Raw genomic sequence first — 23,264 nt, 5'->3', positions numbered from 1 at the left:
GCTGATCATGTCTGTCGTTCTCCGCTGGCAGGGCGTCAAGTCAATGATGGCAGATTGCTGGGGTTTTTAGAGGCTCCTATTAAAGAATGTTCCGAACGTTGTAGGTATTATCGACACTTTCGGCCTATGCTTGAATGATCGGCTAGGTCCACGTGATTGGAGTTCTGAACCGATGGTGCGTTGTTCGGTTGGGCTTGTCCGGCGCTATCCGACCTTCAAAAGGCTGCCAGATGCAAATTACCTGAGTCAAATTGCAGAGGGATTAATTTACAGTGTGCCCTCGGATCGGGTAACTCAACGCTTTGGTGGTTTGGAGGCGACAAATGACCATCAGCAGGCATTCATGGTGGATGGCTATGTTGTCAGCCCGATACGCATTGGATCGTTCGACGCATATCCGCTTCCCAATGGTAAATTTATGGTGCCGCAACCTAGTTTTCGTGATTGTAGCTTTGCCTGCTAATTAATGATGAGGCTGGACCATCAGAAAATCTCAGTTGATGGCAATAGCGGCCCCACGGACATGGGTAGGCGGAGGGATATGTCGCAGATTGCGTCATCGTTGAGTGCAAGCACCGGAATGGATCCTGTTTCGCTTGAATACGAAAACGTCAGCTATAAAAAAAGCCTAATGGGAGGTTTGCATGAGACCCGAAGGGATGCGTTGCGTGATCTTGGAAAAAAGATTGATGAAATGGGTTCTTGCATATTCGCTAAAGGTGCGCACGTTTTAATGCTCGATGGCGTGAGGGAGTACAAGGGAAAATTTTACTTGAGCATAAGGGAGCCATTTCATGGGGAAGTTCTTGAATTTAAAGATACAAAAGAGTTTTTTAGAGATAATAGTGGTGTGAGAGATAAAGTTAGTTTTCAAGCAATTTTTCTGAAGAAACCTTAGAGGTAACCTCTCACAACCTGGGCTGAGCGCCGATCTGGATGCTGACGATCAGATGTCCGTCCTTTTGAATCCGTGATGAGATGAGGTCCTCCTGGCGAGCGGCAGCCCGTTCATCGAGGCCTGGCAGCCCCGATGGCTCAGGTTTTTGCCGTTTGCTGGCGCACCTATGCCTTGATGGTCGCAGGCTTGAAGGCCACGTCCAACGACGTTGCGAGCGAACTTGGAATTTCGCTCGATCGTGACGGTCGCACATGCTGAAAATCAAGCACTAGCGCGTGGTGGAGATTCCCTCGTGTGTTGATCGGAACCTCACGAAAGAGTTGTTCAGAGCTTCCCTGACAGCTAGAAGCCAACAGCTGGGAACGACGCACGAATACTTGGCAGTCGGAAACAAATGACGAGCAGCTCAAAGCCCAAGCCAAAAACCAGCACTCGGGAAATCGGCTCTACCCATTCACGAATCCCCATTCACGAATCCCCATTCTCGATTCCCAGCTCAAATCCACCGCGCACGCTTGAACAGGCGATACAGCACCAGGCAGGAGGCGACCACGCCGGCGACCAGCACTGGGTAGGCGTAAGGTTTGTCAAGTTCGGGCATGTGGGTGAAGTTCATGCCGTACCAGCTGGTGATCAGGGTAGGCGCTGCCAGCAGGGCGGCCCAGGCGCCCAGGCGTTTGACGGTTTCGCCCTGGGCCAGGGTCACCATCGACAGGTTGACGCTCAGCGCGGTGCCCAGCATTTCGCGCAAGGTGTCGATGGCGTCGTTGATGCGCACCGCGTGATCGAGCACGTCGCGCAGGTAAATGCCCACTTCGTCGTGGATCAGCGAGCCGGGGTTGCGCTTGAGGTGCGAGAGCACGTCCTGCAGTGGCGCAACCACCAGCCGCATCTTGTTGAGTTCGCGCTTGAGCTCGTACAGGTGCACCACGGTCTCGCGCTTGTAGTTGTCGGCGAAGATGTCTTTTCCCAGGCCTTCCAGCGTGTCGCGGAACTCGTCCATGATCGGAAGATAGTTGTCGACCACGAAGTCGAGCACGCCGTACAGACAGAAGGAGGCGCCCATGCGCAGCATGGCCGGTTCGCGTTCGACCCGGTGCCGCACCGGCGTATAAGACAGCGATGCACCATGCCGCACGGTCAACAGAAAGCGTGCGCCGAGAAACGCGTGCGTCTCGCCGTAGCGGATGCGCTCGTTGACCAGTTGTGCAGTGTTGACCACCACGAACAACGAGTTGCCGTAGCTCTCTGCCTTGGGGCGTTGGTGCGCTTTGAGCGCATCTTCGATGGCCAGATCGTGCAGGCCAAACTCTTCCTGCAGCTTGTGCAACACCGATTCCTGCGGCTCGTATAGGCCGACCCAGACAAAGCCCTCCGGGCGCTGCAGCACGTCGCTGATCTGCTCCAGGCTGATGTCGTGGCGTTCGGCATCGACGTCGTAGTAGGCGCAGGTGATAACGCAGGACGGGTTGTCGGGATGGCGACCGTGATGATTCATGGGCGCATCCTGGATCAGCGCGTGCGGATGGACAAGTCACGCCGCCGTAATGCGATCGCGAGCGCGGCATGCATCGGCAACAGCAGCAGTACCCATTGCAGGTTGTCCTGCGCCTGGAATGAGAGCCAATGAATCAGCAAAGCCAACAGTGCCGCCACGGCAATCACCCAGCGCAGCACGTCGAACCAGCGCCCGGGTCGACGCCCGCGCAGCAATGCGATGCCACCGATCAGCAACAGCACGCACAACGGGTTGACCAGCAACAGGTTGCGATTGGCCCAGGCCGATTGGTGCGCGGTAAAGCCCCACAGATACACCAGCAATCCGCCGCCCACCGCACACAGCAGCCAGTAAGGCAACGCGATTGCCGCAAGCAGACGTGGTCTGCGGCCCAGCGCCAACACGCCAGCAGCGACGATCATCCCGGTCAGCAGCCATGGCCACCAATGGCGTTGCTGTTCGTCCGGCTCCGGTGCGATGCGGTGCGGCAGCAAGACCTGGGTGGACTGCACCAACGGGCGGCCAGCGCTGTTGTGCACCTGCGTCAGGCTATCGGCCAGCCGCATCGGCACGAAGGCTTCTTCCCAGCGCGACAACGGGCGGTCTGCGTACGGCCCCAGCCCCAGGTCGAAGCCCAGCCACATCCACGGGGCAGGGGAGGCCAGGCGCACCGCTTCGCTGCGGAAGGTGTTACCGCGCGAGCGCCCAGCCAGCTGCGATTTCAGTGCGCCGCCCATTGCGCGGTCCAGCGTGTCGCGGACCATCGTGGCGCAGTTGGCCACGAAATAATCGTAGTGATAGCGCGCGTTCTCGGGCTGGCTGCGCACGGCCAGTCCCTCAGCCAGTGCGCGCGCCTGGTCCGGCGGCAGATCCAGCCACTGGATGCTGACGCCACGGCCGATGGCGCGGTATTGCGACAGGTCTTCTTCCAGCGGCAGCGCGACCAGGTAATACATCATTTGGCCGCGGGTAAAACGCGGAACGAAGTCTGGCTCGCTCGGGTCGAAAAAGCCGAAGTTGTACGAGGTGGCCTGTTGGGTGACGGGATCGACGACCACGATGGCATCGTGGCCGAAGCGCTCGAAGAACACCTCGCCCGGTTGCATGGTGACCACGCCGACGCGCGGTGCCGGTGCGGATGCCGGCGCGGCGCTCTGGGCCATTGCCGACGGTGCGAGCAGCAACGCCAGCACCACCAGCACGCAGGACGCAACCCGGCGCCGAACCCTGCCGCAGCGGAACGCTGCAGCGCTCACGCGGTGCGAGAGGTTCAAGCGTGGTCCTGCGGGTCGGGCGGCAACATGGTGACGTGGAAGGCATGCACGCGCCGCGCATCGGCCTTGGCCACACGGAACGCGAAACGCCCCAGGGTCAGCTCTTCGCCGGTTTCCGGCAGATGGCCGATCGCATCGGTGACCAGGCCACCGACGGTGTCGTATTCGTCGTCGGGGAACTCGGCGCCAAAGCGTTCGTTGAAGTCTTCGATCGGCGTCAGCGCATCGACCACATAACGGCCGTCGGCCTGGATCGCGATCAGCGAATTCTCTTCTTCGGCATCGTCGTGCTCGTCGTCGATCTGGCCCACGATCTGCTCCAGCACGTCTTCGATGGTCACCAGCCCGGCGACGCCGCCGTACTCGTCCACCACGATCGCCATGTGGTTGCGCGACAGACGAAATTCCTTGAGCAGGACGTTGAGCTTCTTCGACTCGGGAATCAGCACCGCCGGGCGCAGCAACTCGCGCACGTTGCCGGGGCCGTTGTCGGACACCACGCCGCGCAACAAGTCCTTGGCCAGCAGGATGCCGAGCACTTCATCCTTGTTCTCGCCGTGCACCGGGAAGCGCGAATGGCCGGATTCGACCACCTGCTGCATCAGATCGAGAAAGCGCGCTTCCACCGGGAGCGAGACCATTTGCGAGCGCGAGATCATCACGTCGCCCACGGTGAGCTCGGACACGGAGATCGCGCCTTCCATCATGCGCAATGTGTCTGCGGCGATGAGACCGTCCTGCTCGGCTGTCCGCAGCAGCGCGACCAGTTCGTCGCGGGTGTGGGGTTCGCCGGAGAAGGCAGCGCTCAGGCGCTCGAGCCAGCTACGGCGTTTTTCGGGTGTTTCTTGGGATTGGCTACTGTCGTCTTCGGACATCGTGACGGGGGACGGCACCCGGCAAACCAGGCGATAGCGGCCAGTCTAACAGGAAGCCGGCAGGGCGCTGTGGAGGTGTGGCAGTGCTTCCGGTGTCAGGGCAGATCCAGGCTGTAACCGCAGCCGACCACGGTCTTGCCCGGATGCGACTTCACGTTGGAGACGCTGAGCACCACCGATTCGATCATCGCCTCGCCGGTCTTGGGGTTGGTGGTGTCTTCGCTGACCAGCTCGCGGCCGTACATGACCTTGTCGGCGTTATCCACGCCCAGTTCCAGGTTCAACTGCGTGGCCAGCGGGCGCGGGTCCGGCAGGTCCAACAGCGCCATGACGCTGGCACCGGAGAACGCGATGTGGGTGGTGCGATGGCCGAACACGCTGATCGGCGTGTTGAGCGTGTATTCGGTCATGAACAGGTTTGCCTGCCGCAGCGGCGTCCAGCCCAGCGCGACCGCCTTGAGCGGGTCGGCCAGCACCGGTGCCAACGCGTTGAAGTCGCCTATGCGCTGGCGGCATTCGATCAAGGCGGGCAGGTCGGGGCGTACCGGCGCGGCCTGCGCCCAGGCGGTGCAGCAACTCAACAGCCACGCCGCGCTCGCAGCCCACACGCGCATCAGTGTTCTCCCGCATATGGATCCTCGATACCGAGGTCGGCCAGGATCTCGCGTTCGAGTTGCTCCATCGCATCGGCTTCCTTGTCGTCTTCGTGATCCCAACCCAGCAGGTGCAGGGTGCCGTGCACGGTCAGATGGGCGTAATGCGCGGCCAGCGATTTGCCTTGTTCGGCGGCCTCGCGTGCCACCACCGGCGCGCAGATCACTAGATCGCCCAGCAGCGGCATCTTGATGCCCTTGGGCAGGCCTTCGGGTAATTCGCCCGGGAAACTCAACACATTGGTGGCGTAATCCTTTCCACGGTAATGGTGGTTGAGCGAGCAGCCTTCCTTCTCATCGACAATGCGCACCGCCAGATCGGCCTCGCGGATGCGTCCCTTCAGCGCGGCAGCCACCCACTTACGAAAACTCACCGCCGACGGCAAACCGGCGCGCGGCAATGCGTAACTGACGGTAACGTCGAGACGGACAGGTCCACGGGTCATGGCGAGAGCTTCCTGGGCAAGGGTGATTCAATGGGAGCAGATGCTGAGCAGCATCACCGCAAACCCTTCGGCAACGCGGTAGTTCGTACTGTCGATCGGCCCACGTCTGCAGCCGCGATTGTAATGCCGGACATTCAACCTTGAAACGACGCCGGGCTGTCGCCGGTGGTGGTCACCGCGACTGGCCCGCCTGCCAGCGCACGGCCGGCAAGCGGTGCCTTCACTCAGGCTGTTTCGTGGCGTTAGCGTCCTGCTGATCGCGCTTTTCATATGCAGTGACAATGCGCTGCACCAGCGGGTGGCGCACCACGTCGCGCGCTTCGAAGAAGGTGAAGCTGGCGCCTTCCACATCGCGCAGCACTTCCACCGCATCGCGCAGGCCGGATTTGACCTGTTTGGGCAGATCGATCTGGGTCAGGTCGCCGGTGATCACTGCGGTGGAGCCGAAGCCCAGGCGGGTCAGGAACATCTTCATCTGCTCGATGGTGGTGTTCTGCGCTTCGTCCAGGATCACGTAGGCATCGTTGAGCGTGCGGCCGCGCATATAGGCCAGCGGCGCGATCTCGATGACGTTGCGCTCCAGCAGCTTGACCACTTTTTCCACACCCAGCATTTCGTACAGCGCGTCGTAGAGCGGGCGCAGATACGGGTCCACCTTCTGGCTGAGGTCACCCGGCAAAAAGCCCAGTTTTTCGCCGGCTTCTACCGCCGGGCGCACCAGAATCAATCGTTGCACGCGCGATTCGTTCAAGGCTTCCACAGCGCATGCGACTGCCAGGAAGGTCTTGCCGGTGCCGGCCGGGCCGATGCCGAAGTTGATGTCGTGGGTGGCGATCGCATGCAGATACTTGGCTTGGTTGGCGCCGCGTCCGCGCACGGTGCCGCGTTTGACTTTGATCGCCACGTCCTGGGCATCGTAGGAACGCTCGACCACGTGTTCGACATTGGCATCGTTCAAACGCAGATGGATCGCGTGGTTGTCGAATAGGGTGGAGGCGGCCTCTTCATACAGCGCAATCAGCAGCGTCTGCGCGGCGGTGATCGCCGGCTCCGGGCCGGTGATGCGGAAGATGTTGCCGCGGTTGGCAATCTCCACGCCGAGCTTGAGTTCGATCTGGCGCAGATGCGCGTCGAACGGGCCGGCCAGATTGGCCAGGCGCTCGGTGTCGTCGGGTTTCAAGGTGAAGTCGCGATGTGCGGGTGAGTTCATGGTCGGATCGGACAGCGCACGCATGCGGCGTCGGTATGGCGGGGCGAAAAGGGTAGCGCGCAGCGTGTGATCCCACCAACACGCCCGGCGGTACGGCGTTGTGACCTTGAGCGTGTCCGTCTGCACGCTCGCGTTCTCCACAAGTGCTGTGGAGTCACACCTCCATAACCTGTGGATAAAATGCGTAAGGCTTACTGCCGCAAGGTCCGACAGAGTGGTGGTGGAAAAATCACCAGTGCGCACGCGCTTGTCCACAACCGATGTGGATCGAATTCGGTAAATCCTGTGGGTAAGTGGTTCGACGCCTTGCGTAGCAAGGTGTCGTAGACAGGTGGTGAATTTTTCGCCACGGGCGCGCGCCGCGAGCGAGGCAACTGATCAATGTCGATGCTTGTCGTTGTCGCCGTGTGCCATTGCGAAGAACCGCTCAGGTAAGTCGTGTGAGCGTTGCTAGCGCGCAAGATTGGAGTGATCGTCGGCAGCGCGTGCTTCACGCGATACCTTCAACATGGCGCCGATCAGACCGGCGCCTGCACTGCATCAGCGTACGCTTTCATCCAGCTGGATCCGACCACGCAGCGAATTGCTCATCGCCTCGGTGATCAGCACATCGACAAACTGCCCGATCAAGCGCGCATTGCCGGGGAAATTTACCGGGCGCATGTTCTCGCTCTTGCCGGTCAATTCGTTCAGATCGCGTCGCGAGGGGCCTTCCACCAACACCCGCTGCACGCTGCCCACCATGGACTGCGAAATGCTCGCGGCATGCGCGCTGATCTGCGCCTGCAAACGTGCCAGGCGCGCCTGTTTGACGGTGTCGGGCGTGTCGTCCTGCAGATCCGAGGCCGGCGTTCCAGGCCGACGCGAGTAGATGAAGGAAAAACTTTGATCGAAGCCCACGTCTTCGATCAACTTCATCGTCTTTTCGAAATCCGCTTCGGTTTCGCCAGGAAAGCCGACGATGAAGTCCGAGCTGATCGAAATGTCCGGGCGCACCGCACGCAGCTTGCGGATCTTGGATTTGAATTCCAGCGCGGTGTAGCCACGCTTCATCGCCGACAGAATGCGGTCGCTGCCGGCCTGCACCGGCAGATGCAGATAATTGGCAAGCTGCGGCACATCTCGATACGCATCCACCAGCGAATCGGAAAATTCCAGCGGATGCGAGGTGGTGAAACGGATACGGCCAATGCCGTCGATCTGCGCGATGGTGCGAATCAACAAGCCCAGATCCGCGTATTGCGCGGCTTCGCCCGCATCGGCGCCATACGCACCGCGATAGGCGTTGACGTTCTGGCCGAGCAGATTGATCTCGCGCACGCCTTGCGCAGCGAGCTGCGCCACTTCCACCAGCACGTCTTCGAACGGCCGGCTCACTTCTTCGCCGCGGGTGTAGGGCACCACGCAGAACGAGCAGTATTTGGAACAGCCTTCCATGATCGACACGAACGCAGACGGGCTGTCGGCACGTGGCTCGGGCAGGCGATCGAACTTTTCGATTTCCGGGAAGCTGATGTCCACCTGCGACTTGCCCGATTGGCGCCGCGCGCGGATCAGCTCGGGAAGGCGATGCAGCGTCTGCGGGCCGAACACCAGGTCCACATAAGGCGCGCGCTTGACGATGGCTTCGCCTTCCTGCGAGGCCACGCAGCCGCCCACCCCGATGATCACCGGCGTGCCGCCGGCCTTGCGCCTGCTCTCCTTGAGCAAGCGCCAGCGGCCTAATTGACTGAACACCTTCTCCTGCGCCTTTTCGCGGATGGAGCAGGTGTTGACCAGCACCACGTCGGCGTCTTCGGGGTTGTCGGTCAGCTCCAGCCCTTCGGAGGCGGCGAGCACGTCGGCCATCTTGGCCGAGTCGTACTCGTTCATCTGGCACCCGTGCGTCTTGATGTACAGCTTGCCGCGCACCACGGCAGGCGCGGCCGGGCGGGCGATGGGCAGCGGCAACAGGGCGGGTGCGTCCACAGAGGTGGCTGCGGACAGATCGGAAACGGATGTCCCGGGCATGGCGCTTATTCCAGGCGGGTAGCAGATAGCCGTGTAGTCTAACCGCTTGCGCCGGCTGCGTCCGAATGCTCAGGCCTTGGCGCTGATCGCCTCGGCGCCGCCGAATGCCGACAGGTCGGCCATATGCGGGCGATGGAGGCGCGCGTGGTGGCGGGCGGGTCGACCGGTCCGAAATCGACCATCCAGCCGAGCGCGCCGCTCCTCAGTACATCGGCCGCGCTGCAGCGATCGCTCAAGAGATAGTCGCTCTTGGCCAGTTGCGCATCCATCGCTTGCAGAACCGTCTCGCAGTCGGAATAGGGTGAGATCGAGCGGGGCGCGGCGTCGCGTTTCAGCCCGCGGTCGATGATCGCCTGCTTGAACGCCGCACCGTAGAAGGCCAGCCAGCGTAAATAGGCGCCGCGATCCGCATCGCCCGGCGCCGGCGACAGACCGGCTTCCAGATACAACTCGGCCAGGTACTCACAGATCCGCGCCCTGTTCGGTGACCACGCTGTCGCCGTGCCGAATCGCTGGAATCTTGCCCATCGTGTTGATTGCCAGGTACTCGGGCGCGAGCTGCTCGCCTTTTTGCGGATCGAGGAACGCGTTGCGAGCGCAACTGCACCGGCTGCCCCGGCAACGCCTGCCGACACTTGGCAAGCCCAGGGCAAGCTGGGACACTGCGCCACATGAAGGGGATGTCACGATTGCTGGGGCTGTTGTTTGTCGCGTTGTCGGCGGCGCCGGTCAGCGCAGGCACGTTGTACAAGTGCGTCAGCGATGACGGCATCACCAGCTATTTGAGCAAGCGCCAGCGTGGCGCGATCTGCAGTGTCATCAGCAGTTACACCCCTGATCGATCTGCCCGCCGCACACCGCCGTCTTCGGTGCGCCCAACGTCAGGCGCGATTGCCAGCCCGGTGCGCAGCATCGCCACTATCGACAGCGGCGTGCCGTCCACGATCCTCAGCCAGCCTGTCAGCCAACCGCCGCGCCGCGCCGCCGAGGTCGCTTCAGCAGTGGTGCCGCGCGCGCTGCCGGTGTCGGAGACGTCCATCGTGCAGGCTTCTGTCGCCGCAGGGGTCAATCCGCGACGCGTCGTTAGCGGGCAGGTTTATTCTTATATGAAGGACGGCGTGCGCCACTACACCAGTGCGCGCCCGCGTCAGGTCGCCAGCATCGAAGGCCTGCGCACCATCCACTACAGCTTTATCGAGACCTGCTACGCCTGCGCTGCCAAGCCCGGCGTCAACTTCGGTGAGATCCGCCTCAATACCAATGCCTATCAGCAGGAAATCACTGCGGCCGCGCGCGAGTTCGGGGTCGAAGAATCGATCGTGCGCGCGATCATCCATGCCGAGTCGGCCTACAACCCGCTGGCGCTCAGCCGTGCCGGCGCGCAAGGGCTGATGCAATTGATGCCGGGTACCGCGCGCCGTTTCGGCGTCAGCGATGCCTATGATGTATCGCAAAATATTCGCGGCGGCGTGCAGTATCTGGCCTGGTTGCTGAAACGCTTCAACGGCGATTTCACGCTTGCCGCCGCCGGCTACAACGCAGGCGAGGGCGCGGTGGATCGCTACGGTGGCGTGCCGCCTTACAGCGAGACCAAGCGCTATGTGCAGCGCGTCGGCCTGCTGGCCGGTCGCTATCGCGGGCAGACGACGGCAGCCAATTGAGCTACGTGCGTTTGTACACACTTGCTGCGCGCTATCAAGTGTCTCGACTGCGCATGCTCGATGCCGATATCAGGTCGTTTCCACTGCGTGGCTGCTGCCTTTGCGTAATCAGGATCGTGCAGCGAACGCCCACCATGTCTCTGACTTGAGCGGCGCTGTCTTCAGGCACTGCGCCACAGTTGCCCGCACGGTTCCAGGGCCAGCACACCACGCAATCAACGCGGGCATGCATCCAGTGTTTGCACAGCGCAGCTCCGACTGCGTACATTGCATTGTCTGTGCATTAAGCGTTCCGCTACACTGCGGTCGATTCATCGCGGCTGGACCCCCCGCCAGCCGTTGGCAGCCTCACGCTACCTAATCAAGATCGGAGAGCCGGATGGCCAACGATGGGGTTAACGCACCTGCCGATCTCGGGCGTCGTCGGTTTTTGACCGCGACAACGGCCGTGGTCGGTGCGGTAGGAGCAGGATTTGTTGCAGTTCCGTTCGTGAAGTCGTGGAATCCCAGTGCGCGCGCCAAATTGGCCGGCGCACCGGTGACCGCCGACATCAGCGCCTTGCAAGAGGGGCAACGGCTGGTTCTTGAGTGGCGCGGTCAGCCGATCTGGATCGTCAAGCGCTCCAAGGCAATGCTCGACGCACTGCCGTCGTTGGATGACCGGCTCAAGGACCCCAAGTCCGATAACAAGGACCAGCAGCCGGACTACGTGCTGAAGAACCCTGAGTACCGCTCGATCAAGTCCGATATCTCGGTCCTGGTCGGTCTGTGCACGCATCTGGGCTGTTCGCCGGAGATGGTCGCCGAGATCCGGCCCGAGCCCTACGACCCGCAATGGAAGGGCGGTTACTTCTGCCCCTGCCATAAATCGCGCTTCGACATGTCCGGCCGCGTCTTCGACGGCGTGCCGGCACCGATCAACCTGCTGGTGCCCCCACACCACTACGTGGACGACAACACACTGGTCATCGGCGTCGATCCGGATGGCGCCGGTACGTCGGCCAAAAGCACGGGGGCTGCCTGATGAGCAATATTCTTGTCCGTACCGCGAACGGGGTGTTCGAGTGGGTCAACGAACGCGCGCCCGGCTTGATGCCGGTCTATCGCAAGCACATCAGCGAGTACTACGCGCCCAAGAACTTCAACATCTGGTACTACTTCGGTTCGCTGGCGATGGTGGTGCTGGTCAATCAGATCGTCACCGGCATCTTCCTGACGATGCATTACAAGACCAGCGCCGCCGATGCGTTCGCCTCGATCGAATACATCATGCGCGACGTGGAGTGGGGCTGGCTGATCCGCTACATGCACAGCACCGGCGCCTCGCTGTTCTTCATCGTGGTGTATTTGCACATGTTCCGCGGCTTGATGTACGGCAGTTACCAGAAGCCGCGCGAGCTGGTGTGGATTCTCGGCATGCTGATCTATCTGGTGCTGATGGCCGAAGCCTTCATGGGCTACGTGCTGCCCTGGGGGCAGATGTCGTTCTGGGGCGCGAAGGTGATCATTTCGCTGTTCGGCGCCATTCCGGTGATCGGCAATGGCTTGACCGAGTGGATCATGGGCGACTACCTGCCCGGCGATGCCACGCTCAACCGCTTCTTTGCGCTGCACGTGATCGCCTTGCCGCTGGTGCTGCTGTTGCTGATCGTGCTGCATCTGGGCGCGCTGCACGAAGTGGGCTCCAACAATCCCGATGGCGTCGACATCAAGAAAGGCCCCAAGGGCAATCGCTGGGATGCGCACAAGCCGGCCGACGGCATTCCGTTCCACCCGTATTACACGGTCAAGGATCTGGTCGGTATCGGGTTTCTGCTGCTGATTGCGGCATTCATCATCTTCTTTGCACCGGCCTTCGGCGGTCTGTTTCTTGAGCACGACAACTTTACCGAGGCCAACCGGCTGGTGACGCCGGAGCACATCAAACCGGTGTGGTACTACACGCCGTACTACGCGATGTTGCGGGTGGTGCCCAACAAGCTGGGTGGCGTGGTGGTGATGTTCTCGGCGATTGCGATCCTGTTTCTGGTGCCATGGCTGGACCGCGCCAAGGTGCGTTCGATCCGCTACCGCGGCTGGATCTCCAAGGTCGCACTCGGCGTGCTGGTGGTGTGCTTCGTATGGTTGGGCGTGATTGGCTCCGGGCCGGGCACCGATGCATACGAGACCTATGTCGGGCGCGTGCTGACCTTCCTGTATTTCGCCTTCTTCATCACCATGCCGGTGTGGACGCGGCTGGATAAGACAAAGCCGGTACCGGAGCGGGTGACCACCCATGACTAAGCGCATGGTGAAGTCATGGAAGTGGCATGTGGCTGCGTTGCTATGCAGCTTGGCCATGGCCGGTGGAGGGATGGCAGCTGAGGGTGGCACGGTGCATCAGGCCGGTAACGATCTGAGCGATCGCGCGTCGCTGCAACGTGGCGCGCAGCTGTTCATGAACTACTGTTCGGGCTGCCATTCGCTGAAATACCTGCGTTATTCGCGCATGGCCAGCGATCTGGGCTTGAGCGAGGCAGAGGTCATGGCCAACCTCAACTTCACCGGTGCCAAGGTGGGCGAACACATCGAAGGCACCATGCCGCACGATGCGGCGACCAAATGGTTCGGCAAGGCACCGCCGGATCTGACCCTCATTGCCCGCGTGCGCGGCACCGACTGGGTCTACACCTACCTCAAGTCGTTCTATCTGGATCAGACCCGTCCGCTGGGCTGGAATAACCAGTTGTTCCCGAATGCGTCCATGCCCAACCCGCTGTGGGAACTGCAAGGCCTGCAGCAGGCGCAGTACGGGCTGCCCGACAAGGCCACCGGCGACAAGCCGGTGCAGGCGCTCAATCTGGCTCAAACTGGACGACAGACGCCGGTCGAGTTCGATCAAACCGTGCGCGATATCTCCAACTTCCTGGAGTACGCAGGCGAGCCGGCTGCGCTGAAGAGGCAAAGCATGGGCGTGTGGGTGATCCTGTTCCTTGTCCTGCTCACCTTCATCGCCTACCTGCTCAAGAAGGACTATTGGAAGGACGTGCATTGATCGCCTAGCAGCCTGCCGCGAAGCCGCAGCAGGCGCCTCAAGCCCCTCTCCCCTCGGCATAGGGGTTGGGGTGAGGGTAAGTGAACAAGTAAAGTATCCGTTGGTGACAATGTAGACTTCAACTCCCACACCGTCGTCACTCGACAGGGTGCGCATCGCCCGCCCCGTCGCAACTTGACGTGGATTGACGCTCTACATAGGCCACACCTGCTTCGAAGCGTGTGTAGAAAAAAAGTGTGCGTCGCAAGAAAGTGAACGTGCATGCGCCTGTCCCAACCGACAAGCGAGCGACCGCGTGAAGCAAAGCCAGCCCTAGCGCTCCAGTCGTCATCGCAGCCGCCAGCCGATCCGCAAGACACAAATCAACGGCCAGCACCGCGCCGCTAACGCGTCATTACCCCCTTATCAGCCATCGAGTGCAAAAACGTAGCCTATCGGAGTGTTAATCGCACCCATCACCCTTGGCTTTTGCGTGACGTGATTGCACACTCAAAGGACCGTGGTGACGGTCGGCGTTGGGCCGGCCGCGCCGATGCGGCCGGCGGATTCCGGTCGTCGGAGAGCCTTGAATGGCGACGAGTGTGCGTATGCGGAATACCTTGACTTTGTTTTCGTCCAACGACGACGTGTTGTGCCACCGGGTCCGGCTGGTCCTGGCGGCGAAAGGGGTGACCTACGACCTGGTGCCGGTCGACCCACAAAATCCTCCCGAAGATCTGATCGATCTCAATCCCTATCATTCGGTTCCCACCCTGGTCGAACGCGACCTGGTGCTGTACGCCGCATCGGTGGTCAGCGAGTACCTCGACGAGCGCTATCCGCATCCGCCGCTGATGCCGGTCGACCCGCTATCGCGCGCGCGCCTGCGTCTGGCGATGCTGCGGATCGAGCACGACTGGGTGCCGCAGGTGCAGGCGATCCAGCTTGGCAACAAGACCCAGGCCGAAGCCGGCCGCAAGCGCCTGAAAGAACTGCTCACCGCATCGGTGCCGTTGTTCAAGGCCAGCAAATTCTTCCTCAATGCGGAAATGAGTCTGGCCGATTGCGCGATGGCACCGATCATCTGGCGACTGGACGCGTTGGAGATCGGGCTGCCCAATGACGGCAAGGCGATCGAGGACTATGGCAACCGGATCTTCCGCAATCCCGGCTTCATCCGAAGCCTGACCGATCACGAACGCAAACTGCGCGACATGCCGGGCTGATGCGAGGGCTGTATGCCAACAGACCGAGGTCCGATCGCAGCGCCGCCGCTGCGGGCCGTGTGCGGGTAAAATGACGCCATGAGCGAAGATTTCCCCCGCATGACCAGCCATCGCCCCTACCTGCTGCGGGCCTTGGTCGAATGGATCAACGACAACGGCATGACGCCGCACGTTCTGGTGGACGCAGGATTGCCTGGCGTGCAGGTGCCTGCCAGTGCCGTCAAGGACGGCCGCGTCGTGTTGAACATCGCCGAGCGCGCCGTGGTTGGGCTACAGGTCGATAACGAAAGCGTGCGCTTTACTGCGCGCTTCGGCGGCGTCAGCCATCCGGTCATGGTGCCGATGGCCGCCGTGCTGGCGGTGTACGCACGCGAGACCGGGCAGGGCATGGCCTTGCCGGACGACATTCCCGGCACCAGCACCGAGCCACCCGATCCCGGTGCGCCTCCTCCGCCGAGCCCGCCCACGTCGGACGAGCTGCCAACTGCCGGCAAGCGCCCGCATTTGCGTGTGGTCAAGTAGGCAGACGCGCGGGCGCGCGTTTGCGCGTCCGCTGTAGAATGTATGGCATGCGCTGCGGATGCTCATGTGCACTGTACGCATGCGACACGGATAGACGGGCGTAGCTGCAATCGACGCATCTGCGCTATCGATGCGTCGCCATTGCACTGCAGACGTTCAGTCGCACACCGTTGAGCGCCACGACGTGCCTGCACTTGCGCAAACTGGTCAAGCTGCACTCAATTCAGGTGCTGATGATCCGGATTCAGCGGCATCACCGTGGCCACTTGTGGGCCGGTGAAGGCGATCAGTTGATCGCCGCGCAGCACCAGACGACCGCTGTGGCGGTCCACGCCGTCATGCGAATACTCGAAGCGAAACGTACGCTCGAAGCCCAGCCAACCATTGGGCTTGCGGCAGATGCGCAGGTTGGTGGAATGCACGCTCTGGTCCAACCACTGCACATCGGCGGCGCGGCAGGCATTGCGGCCGAGGGTGTCGGCGCGTTCGGCAGCGGCACGCGAGGAGTTCCAGAACGCGAACAGCGCTGCGCCGGCAATCATGAACAGGATGAGACTGGGCATGGCAGCCAATGTGCCATGGCTGCGGGCCGGTCCACAATGGCCTTTTCGCGCGGCACCGTTGTAGGTGCGCGCACATCAAGAAAGCCACCGATGCGCCATCTCGAACGCCTGAGCGGTGACGACAGGCTTGCCGGCGTCACCGCTCGCGACGAGATGCCGCCGCGCCATTAAAACGCATCGCGCCATGCACTCTTCGCAGCTGGAAGGGTTTCTTCGGCGGTGGGTCGGGATGTAGCGTGTGTGTCCAATATCATGGCCAAACTAACGCGGTCAGCCACTACAGGGACAAAACGCTTCAAACCAATGAAGTCTGTGCGGCATTTTTCGCTGGGCGCCATCGTGCCAATACACGTGTAAAGGGGCAAAGAGCTCATGTCACGTCTTCCCATTACTTCGTCCTCCGGCGTGCCGTCAACGAGCCGGGTGCCGGTCGATGATCCGGCTGGTCATCATCACGTTGCGGTACCCGACTCTTCGCCCCCATCCGCGTCCCCCCCTCACTCCGGCGCCGGTCCGCTTGCCGGTCTTTCTTCCCGGTCTCGGTCCCCGTTGCGTTCCCGGGCTCAGCCATATTCACAGGTCCACAGTCAAGCGGTGGGCAGTGCCAGTGCGTCTGCCCCGCCCCCTGCGGAGGCGGTTGATATCGTGGATTGGTCCGAGGCCATGCGCGCGTTGCAAATCCACGTGAATTCGCAATTGGGGGGCACGGACGAGTCGCCGCCGCGGGCTCTCGGGGAGCAGGTTGATCATTGGCTGACAGCGGCCTGCCAGCCGTGCCTGGAAAACGGGCACGCGTTCGATGATGAGTTTAACGCGGGACAGTTTTCCAAGCTTCTCGAGAAGCGCTATCAAGCAACAGCGCACCAGTCGGAAATTGAACAGGGTGAGGTGCTGCAACTGGGAGCGGAAGTGATCAACGCAGTCGCCGCAGATCCTGAATTACGCAAGCTGGTGTTTGCAATGGCGGAGAGTGCGCTTGGGACATGCCATGACAATGTTTCAACCGGATTCTCGGCCATCGTCAATACGGTTCGTAATCACCAGATGTCACTAGCCGTGAAGCAAAGAAGGCTCAATGCTGCCGGGTTGCAGGCTTGGGCGAGCCGGCAGTTTCGCCTGGATGCGCTCGAGTCGGAAGTGCATCGCTTCATCAAGCGTTCTATCAAAGCCTGCACGACGGAGCTTGAACAGTTCTCAGGTGCATTTGCGCTACAGGCCTGCGTAGCGGATATCCAAAGGACTATATTAACCTTCACGGAAAATTTTAGGCTACTGGCCCCACTCGACCCGAGAATCGGCGAGCTGATGGACAGGATTGACCAATCCGGGTCTTCAGACAGTGCGGATATTACAAGGGAACTTGCTTCCTTGGTACAAGACATTTTAGCGAGGTACGCGGCGGGGCAACTGCCGGCCGCGCCGACCGACCCTGGGGTGCAGTATATGGTCGGGATGATGCAATATATGAGTCAACGTCGAAATGACTGGAACCAGCTCGCAAGCAATGGCGAGGTATCAAGGCAATATGCCCAGCTCGCAAGCAATGGCGGGTTGCCAACCGAAGAGCAATCATTCAGGCAGTCGCAGCTTTTCAAAAGGTTGAAGACGCTTCAAGATGAGCCGGTGGAAACGATGATGCATGCCAAGGTGATGTTGCGTGAGGAGCTCGATTTGCCGAACGTGCCGTCATCGATGATATTCCAGTCGATAAGTGCGTTGACCAATGAAGATTTGACCACGCTAGCAAGCTCTGTTCGCGAGCGCGAACGGGATAAGGATGCATTCGGTGATTTTATGTTGGCTAACGAGACGTGGAGAGCGGGGGTCAAGCAGTTGTATGCCGCTGAATACGAGGCATTGATGGAGTCGTTCAATAATGATGCGTTCTATGAGCTGGACGTGCCGCCCGGCGATGACGCGCATGTGGCTGAGTCGATAAAGTATAATGAGCTTGCTGCAGACTTTTTGGATCGCAAGCAGAAGGCGGAAAACGCCTGGCTTCGGGAAAAAGTTGGTTTAGATATTTCGGGCTAGTCAAATTTACATGCACCAACCACGATAAATCGCGGACCCTGTGCTGGACCTTTGAGTATCCCTTGCGGGATGCTGGTGAATCTAAACCGATGGTAGGGCAACAAGGGCGTGACGTCGGTCCAGTGCACACCGGCAACGCATCATCCGGCATGCCCGCTATGAAGAGAGCACGCACGTGCCGGGCTCGCTCGCGTCTTACGGCATCCAGGGGCTGAGCCTCAAACTGGTCACCCGCCCGCCATGCTGCGGCCGACAGCCTCAATGTCGGGCATTGGTTGGGCGGGCCGAGCGGCTGCGCGGTGGGGGCGCTTTGAATCGATTGCCGCCAAGGCCACATCAGTCTTGCATGCGCTGCACCGCACCCCCATCCATAGCAGTCCTGCCGAGTTGAATCCGATTGCCGCGCGGCCGGTTGCCGTCGCGGCTTCGGGCACCACCCATGCATCCTGTTCTGCAGCAATTTCATCCTGTGGTCGCTGCGTGGTTTGCACGGACCTTCGCTGCGCCCACGCCAGCGCAGATTGCCGCGTGGCCGGCGATCCAGGCCGGGCGCCACACGTTGGTGGCCGCGCCGACCGGCTCGGGCAAGACGCTGACCGCATTCTTCGCAGCCATCGATGCGTTGATCCGCGACGGACTCGACCATGGCGGGGCGCTGCCCGATGAGACCCGCGTGGTCTACGTCTCGCCGCTGAAGGCGCTGTCCAACGATATCCACCTCAACCTGGAGGCGCCTTTGCAGGGCATCCGCACCGCGCTGGTCGCGAGCGGCCTGCCGGACGTGGCGGTGCGCACGGCGGTGCGTACCGGCGACACCCCGCAGCGTGAGCGGGCACAGGCGCGCCGCACGCCGCCACATATCCTGGTGACCACGCCGGAGTCCTTGTACGTGTTGTTGGGCTCGGCATCCGGGCGCAATGCGCTGCGGCATGTGCGCACCGTCATCGTCGATGAGATCCACGCGGTGGCGGCGGATAAACGCGGCAGTCATCTGACCCTGACGTTGGAGCGATTGCAGCGGCTGGCCGAGCGCCCGATCACGCGCATTGGCTTATCCGCGACGCAGAAGCCGATCGAGACCGTGGCGCAGTTTCTGGTCGGTGTCGGCGAAGCCAGCCAACCGCCACCGCAGTGCGAGATCGTGGATATCGGCTACACCCGCACGCGCGATCTCGCACTGGTCTTGCCACCGACGCCGCTGAGCGTGGTGATGTCCAACGATCAGTGGCTGCAGGTGTATGCCGATGTCGCCAAGCTCGCGCAGCAACATCGCACCACGCTGGTGTTCGTCAACACCCGGCGCATGGCCGAGCGGGCCACGCGGCATCTTGGCGATCTGCTTGGCAAACAGCGCGTGGCTGCGCATCACGGCAGCCTGTCGCGGGAAACGCGCTTGTTGGCCGAGCAGCGCCTCAAGGCCGGCGAACTGACCGTCTTGGTAGCCACCGCATCGCTGGAGCTCGGCCTGGATATCGGCGGTGTCGATCTGGTCTGCCAGCTTGGTTCGCCACGTTCGATCGCCACGTTCCTACAACGTGCCGGACGCTCCGGGCATGCGGTCGGTGGCACACCGAAGGCGCGGCTGTTTCCGCAGACCCGCGATGAGTTGGTCGAATGCGCTGCAGTGTTGGACAGTGTGCGCCGCGGTGAGCTGGACACGTTGCGGATTCCACGTGCGCCCATCGATGTGCTTGCACAGCAGATCGTGGCCGAGGTCGCCTGCGAGGACTGGGACGAAGACGCGCTGTTCGCATTGGTGCGCCGCGCCTGGCCATTCGCTCAGCTGAGCCGGGAGACGTTCGATCGCTTGGTGGGCATGTTGTGCGATGGCTTCAGTACCCGGCTTGGGCCGCGTGCGGGCTATCTGCATCGCGATGCGGTGCATCGGCGGCTGCATGCCCGCCGTGGCGCACGCATGACCGCACTGACCTCCGGCGGCACCATTCCCGAAACCGGCGACTACAGCGTGGTGCTGGAACCGCAGGCGGAAAAGATCGGCACGGTGAACGAAGATTTCGCGGTCGAAAGCCTCACCGGCGATGTGTTTCAGCTCGGCAATGCCAGCTACCGCATCCTGCGCGTGGATGCGGGCCGGGTACGCGTGGAAGATGCCAAGGGCGCGCCGCCAAACATTCCGTTTTGGCTGGGCGAAGCGCCGGGCCGCAGCGATGAATTGTCGGCGGCGGTGTCGCGGTTACGTGGCGAGATCGCCGCGCGGCTCGACAGCGCGCGCCTCGACGGTATTCCCTTCGACGCCAGGCCCCTCACCAGCATGCCCCTCACCAGCATGCCCCTCACCAGCATGCCCCTCACCAGCATGCCACATCAGTCCGTCTGCGATTGGCTTTGCAGCGAATTAGGCCTGGCCGCAGAAGCTGCGCGCCAACTGGTGGACTATCTGGCGCACGCCTGCGCGGCGCTGGGCACGCTGCCGACCCAAAAGTGTCTTGTGATGGAGCGCTTCTTCGATGCCAGCGGCGGCACCCAGCTGGTACTCCATTCGCCGTATGGCAGCCGCATCAATCGCGCCTGGGGATTGGCGTTGCGCAAGCGTTTTTGTCGCACCTTCAATGTCGAATTGCAGGCGGCGGCAACCGAAGATGCGATCGTGTTGTCGCTCTCCACCAGTCATAGTTTTGCATTGGAGGAGGTGGCCCGTTATCTGCACTCGTCGTCGGCCGAGCATGTGTTGATCCAGGCCGTGCTGGATGCGCCGCTGTTCGGCGTGCGCTGGCGCTGGAATGCGACCAATGCGATGGCGCTGCCGCGCTTCAGTGGCGGCAACAAGGTGGCGCCGCAGTTGCAGCGGATGAAGTCCGAAGACCTGCTGGCGAGCGTGTTCCCCGATCAGGTCGCCTGCGCAGAAAATCTGGTCGGCGAGCGGCAGGTGCCGGACCATCCATTGGTGTCGCAGACGCTGGAGGACTGCCTGCATCAGGCCATGGACAGCGAAGGCTGGTTGCAGGTGCTGCGTGGGTTGGAATCCGGCGCGATCACGTTGATGGCGCGCGATCTGGCCGCGCCATCGCCGTTGGCGGCCGAAGCCTTGAACGCGCGTCCGTACGCGTTTCTGGACGACGCGCCACTGGAAGAACGCCGCACCCAGGCGGTGCAAAACCGCCGCTACACGCCGCAGACCAGCGACGATCTGGGGCGGCTCGATCCGGACGCCATCGCCTCGGTAAGCGAGCAAGCCTGGCCGCAGCCGCGCGATGCCGAAGAAATGCACGAAGCGCTGGTCGGACTGGGCGTACTGCCCATCGGTGAAGCCGCCGATGCGCAATGGCACACATGGTTGGCTGCACTCGCTGCCGATGGTCGTGCCAGCTGCTTGGTGTTGAACGGTGCGCCCGCGCTGTGGATCAGCGCCGAGCGCATCGACTGGTTCATGCCGCTGTATCCAGATGCGTTACCGCAACCGCCGTTGCGGGCGCCGGCCGATTGCCGTGTCGCCGAGTGGGAACGCGACTGGGCCGTGCGCGAACTGCTGCGCGGGCGCTTGTCTGCCATCGGCCCGGCACAGGTGGCGGCATTGGCTGGCGCACTGCACTTGCCCGACGCCGAGATCGTGCTCGCCCTGGCGGCATTGCAGCGCGAGGGCTATGTCATGGCCGGCCAGTTCAGTGCGCAGGCACAGTCGGAAGAGTGGTGCGAACGCCATTTGTTGGCGCGCATCCATCGCTACACCTTGGGGCGCCTGCGCCGCGAGATCGAGCCGGTGGCACAACGCGAGTACGCACGCTTTCTGTTCGAATGGCAGCACGTCGACAGCGCTAGCCGTGTGGCTGGGCCGGATGCATTGGCCGGCGTGGTCGGACAGCTGGAAGGCTTCGAAGCGCCTGCGTTGCTGTGGGAGAGTGAGCTGTTACCGGCGCGCGTGCGCGACTATCAACTGGCGTGGCTGGACGAGTTGTGCACGGCCGGGCGCACCGTGTGGGCACGCTTGCGTCCCGGCGGTGGCCGCAGCGGCGCTGCGTTGCGCGCGACGCCGATCGTTTTGCTACCGCGTCGCCAGGCGCAGCAGTGGAGCAGCCTGGCACGCGGTATCGATGACGCGCCGTTAGGCTCGCGCGCGCAACGCGTGGCCGACGTATTGCAGCAGCAAGGCGCTCTGTTCTTCGATGAGATCGCTGATGCCGCCCGCTTGATGAGCACCGAGCTGGAAGACGCGTTGAGCGAGCTGGTGATGCGTGGTCGCGTGCATTGCGACAGTTACGCCGGGCTGCGTGCGCTGCTGGTGCCGGCGTCCAAGCGACCGAGCGCGTTGTCGCGCCAACGTCGCCGTGCCAGTGCGCTGGGCATTCGCGATGCCGGTCGCTGGGCGCCGGTGCGCGCGCTCCCCGAGTTGACCTTTGCCGAAGCCGGCGAGCGGCATCAGGACACCCTTGAACACGTTGCGCGCACGCTGTTGCATCGCTATGGTGTGGTTTGTTGGCGCTTGCTCGAACGCGAGGCCGCCTGGTTGCCGCCGTGGCGCGAATTGCTGCGCATGTATCAACGGCTGGAAGCGCGCGGCGAGATCCGTGGCGGGCGTTTTATCGCAGGCCTGTCCGGCGAGCAGTTCGCGCTGCCTGACGCGATTGCCGCGTTGCGCCGCGTGCGTGCACAGCCGTTGCAACAGCAGTGGGTGTGTGTGAGTGCGAGCGACCCAAGCAATCTGCTCGGCAGTCTTCTGCCGGGCGAGCGCATCGCGCGCGTGCCGGGCAATCGCGTTGCCTATCTCGATGGCTTGCCATTGGCAGCCTGGACGGCCGATCGCTTTGCGCCGCTGCAGGAGCTGACTGCGGAGCAGGCAGACCAGGCGCTGCGCTTGCTGCAGCGCGGCCCCGGCGCTGCCGAGCAGACGCCGATGGAACAGTGGCTGGCTCAGTCGCCCGGTCGCGCAGGTCGCTTGCCGATCGTGCGTGGAAGCGGGCGCGACAGATAACGGCTCTCCGGCACGACCCAGCGCCACGGCGCATCCATCGCCTTGCGAATGCCGATGCGCGGCGTGCCCAGCGGAATCGACGGTGGTGGCAGGCCGTCGTCGTCGATCCATAGCAGTGCGGCTGCGTTGGTCAGATCCAGCCCGTTATCGGGTGTCGTTACGCCAACGGCCTGGGCCAGGCGACCGGGGCCGGTGGTCAAGGTCTTCAGCGGGGCGGCATGCGCGCGGTCTGCATGGTGTCGCCCCCGGCGAGCGGCTCGAGCGCGCGCATCAGCACCGCATGCCCAGCCGCGCCGCCGCACACCGCGTTGATTGCCCAGTGCATGTCATAGATGAAATACACAAACAGAGATGCGCGGGCGCGCCAAACATCACCTGCGTGCGTGGGGTCATGCCGCGGAACGAATGCGCCGCCGGATCCTCGCTGCCCCAATACGCCTGGACCTCGGTGATG

General features: G+C 62.3%; 19 protein-coding genes and 2 pseudogenes. 10 read left to right on the top strand and 11 right to left on the bottom strand.

Annotation, left to right across the window (positions count from 1 at the left end):
• Positions 1 to 172 precede the first annotated feature (172 nt).
• Complete coding sequence (locus tag XpopCFBP1817_RS22030) at positions 173 to 463, top strand: hypothetical protein (RefSeq protein WP_128416045.1); 291 nt, start codon at positions 173 to 175, stop codon at positions 461 to 463.
• Between the two features lie 99 nt (positions 464 to 562).
• On the top strand, positions 563 to 898 hold the full coding sequence (locus XpopCFBP1817_RS03710) for a hypothetical protein (RefSeq protein WP_208619533.1): 336 nt from the start codon (positions 563 to 565) through the stop codon (positions 896 to 898).
• Positions 899 to 1,394: 496 nt separating this feature from the next.
• Here the strand turns inward: XpopCFBP1817_RS03710 and XpopCFBP1817_RS03705 are convergent, their stop codons facing one another.
• From XpopCFBP1817_RS03705 to XpopCFBP1817_RS03670, 8 genes and pseudogenes are all read right to left on the bottom strand, one after another.
• Complete coding sequence (locus tag XpopCFBP1817_RS03705) at positions 1,395 to 2,396, bottom strand: magnesium and cobalt transport protein CorA (protein ID WP_128416043.1); 1,002 nt, start codon at positions 2,394 to 2,396, stop codon at positions 1,395 to 1,397.
• 14 nt (positions 2,397 to 2,410) lie between these two features.
• Positions 2,411 to 3,559, bottom strand: a complete 1,149-nt coding sequence (locus tag XpopCFBP1817_RS03700) for a lipoprotein N-acyltransferase Lnb domain-containing protein (RefSeq protein WP_425479053.1) — start codon at positions 3,557 to 3,559, stop codon at positions 2,411 to 2,413.
• A gap of 107 nt (positions 3,560 to 3,666) precedes the next feature.
• Positions 3,667 to 4,545, bottom strand: a complete 879-nt coding sequence (locus XpopCFBP1817_RS03695) for a CorC family transporter (protein ID WP_128416041.1) — start codon at positions 4,543 to 4,545, stop codon at positions 3,667 to 3,669.
• A 95-nt stretch (positions 4,546 to 4,640) separates the two neighbouring features.
• Positions 4,641 to 5,159, bottom strand: a complete 519-nt coding sequence (locus XpopCFBP1817_RS03690; protein ID WP_128416040.1) for a hypothetical protein — start codon at positions 5,157 to 5,159, stop codon at positions 4,641 to 4,643.
• Positions 5,159 to 5,644 carry an rRNA maturation RNase YbeY gene (gene ybeY / locus XpopCFBP1817_RS03685; RefSeq protein ID WP_128416039.1) on the bottom strand — a complete coding sequence of 162 codons (486 nt, stop codon included), beginning with the start codon at positions 5,642 to 5,644 and terminating at the stop codon, positions 5,159 to 5,161. Before ybeY ends, XpopCFBP1817_RS03690 begins: the two co-directional genes overlap by 1 nt.
• Before the next feature lie 220 nt (positions 5,645 to 5,864).
• Complete coding sequence (locus XpopCFBP1817_RS03680; protein WP_128416038.1) at positions 5,865 to 6,854, bottom strand: PhoH family protein; 990 nt, start codon at positions 6,852 to 6,854, stop codon at positions 5,865 to 5,867.
• Positions 6,855 to 7,394: 540 nt separating this feature from the next.
• Positions 7,395 to 8,864, bottom strand: coding sequence for a tRNA (N6-isopentenyl adenosine(37)-C2)-methylthiotransferase MiaB (gene miaB / locus XpopCFBP1817_RS03675; protein ID WP_128416037.1), 1,470 nt, complete (start codon positions 8,862 to 8,864; stop codon positions 7,395 to 7,397).
• A gap of 38 nt (positions 8,865 to 8,902) precedes the next feature.
• A pseudogene (locus tag XpopCFBP1817_RS03670) lies at positions 8,903 to 9,506 on the bottom strand (glutathione S-transferase family protein).
• A 29-nt stretch (positions 9,507 to 9,535) separates the two neighbouring features.
• On the opposite strand from XpopCFBP1817_RS03670, the gene XpopCFBP1817_RS03665 reads away from it, so the two are divergent.
• From XpopCFBP1817_RS03665 to XpopCFBP1817_RS03640, 6 genes are all read left to right on the top strand, one after another.
• Entirely contained in the window at positions 9,536 to 10,525 is a 990-nt protein-coding gene (locus XpopCFBP1817_RS03665; protein ID WP_128416036.1) for a lytic transglycosylase domain-containing protein, read from the top strand.
• Positions 10,526 to 10,904: 379 nt separating this feature from the next.
• Positions 10,905 to 11,549, top strand: a complete 645-nt coding sequence (petA, locus tag XpopCFBP1817_RS03660) for a ubiquinol-cytochrome c reductase iron-sulfur subunit (protein ID WP_128416035.1) — start codon at positions 10,905 to 10,907, stop codon at positions 11,547 to 11,549.
• On the top strand, positions 11,549 to 12,808 hold the full coding sequence (locus XpopCFBP1817_RS03655; RefSeq protein ID WP_128416034.1) for a cytochrome b: 1,260 nt from the start codon (positions 11,549 to 11,551) through the stop codon (positions 12,806 to 12,808). Before petA ends, XpopCFBP1817_RS03655 begins: the two co-directional genes overlap by 1 nt.
• On the top strand, positions 12,801 to 13,559 hold the full coding sequence (locus XpopCFBP1817_RS03650) for a cytochrome c1 (RefSeq protein ID WP_167393817.1): 759 nt from the start codon (positions 12,801 to 12,803) through the stop codon (positions 13,557 to 13,559). Before XpopCFBP1817_RS03655 ends, XpopCFBP1817_RS03650 begins: the two co-directional genes overlap by 8 nt.
• Before the next feature lie 569 nt (positions 13,560 to 14,128).
• A complete protein-coding gene (locus XpopCFBP1817_RS03645) occupies positions 14,129 to 14,764 on the top strand; it encodes a glutathione S-transferase N-terminal domain-containing protein (RefSeq protein ID WP_128416033.1) in 636 nt (211 codons plus the stop codon).
• 78 nt (positions 14,765 to 14,842) lie between these two features.
• A complete protein-coding gene (locus XpopCFBP1817_RS03640; protein ID WP_128416032.1) occupies positions 14,843 to 15,286 on the top strand; it encodes a ClpXP protease specificity-enhancing factor in 444 nt (147 codons plus the stop codon).
• 218 nt (positions 15,287 to 15,504) lie between these two features.
• Here the strand turns inward: XpopCFBP1817_RS03640 and XpopCFBP1817_RS03635 are convergent, their stop codons facing one another.
• Positions 15,505 to 15,849 carry a DUF3301 domain-containing protein gene (locus XpopCFBP1817_RS03635; protein ID WP_128416031.1) on the bottom strand — a complete coding sequence of 115 codons (345 nt, stop codon included), beginning with the start codon at positions 15,847 to 15,849 and terminating at the stop codon, positions 15,505 to 15,507.
• Between the two features lie 645 nt (positions 15,850 to 16,494).
• Here XpopCFBP1817_RS03635 and XpopCFBP1817_RS03630 point away from each other — a divergent pair.
• On the top strand, positions 16,495 to 17,883 hold the full coding sequence (locus XpopCFBP1817_RS03630) for an NEL-type E3 ubiquitin ligase domain-containing protein (protein ID WP_158251268.1): 1,389 nt from the start codon (positions 16,495 to 16,497) through the stop codon (positions 17,881 to 17,883).
• Positions 17,884 to 18,322: 439 nt separating this feature from the next.
• Entirely contained in the window at positions 18,323 to 22,810 is a 4,488-nt protein-coding gene (locus XpopCFBP1817_RS03625; protein ID WP_128416029.1) for a DEAD/DEAH box helicase, read from the top strand.
• On the opposite strand, the pseudogene XpopCFBP1817_RS03620 reads toward XpopCFBP1817_RS03625, so the two are convergent.
• Positions 22,750 to 23,135, bottom strand: a pseudogene (locus XpopCFBP1817_RS03620) (DNA-3-methyladenine glycosylase). The gene XpopCFBP1817_RS03625 and the pseudogene XpopCFBP1817_RS03620 sit on opposite strands and share 61 nt — an antisense overlap.
• Positions 23,081 to 23,263, bottom strand: a complete 183-nt coding sequence (locus tag XpopCFBP1817_RS23505) for a DNA-3-methyladenine glycosylase (protein WP_279627093.1) — start codon at positions 23,261 to 23,263, stop codon at positions 23,081 to 23,083. Before XpopCFBP1817_RS23505 ends, XpopCFBP1817_RS03620 begins: the two are co-directional and overlap by 55 nt.
• Position 23,264 lies beyond the last annotated feature (1 nt).

Source organism: Xanthomonas populi (assembly GCF_002940065.1).
Classification (GTDB): domain Bacteria; phylum Pseudomonadota; class Gammaproteobacteria; order Xanthomonadales; family Xanthomonadaceae; genus Xanthomonas; species Xanthomonas populi.
This window is presented reverse-complemented; position numbering and strand designations above follow the sequence as displayed.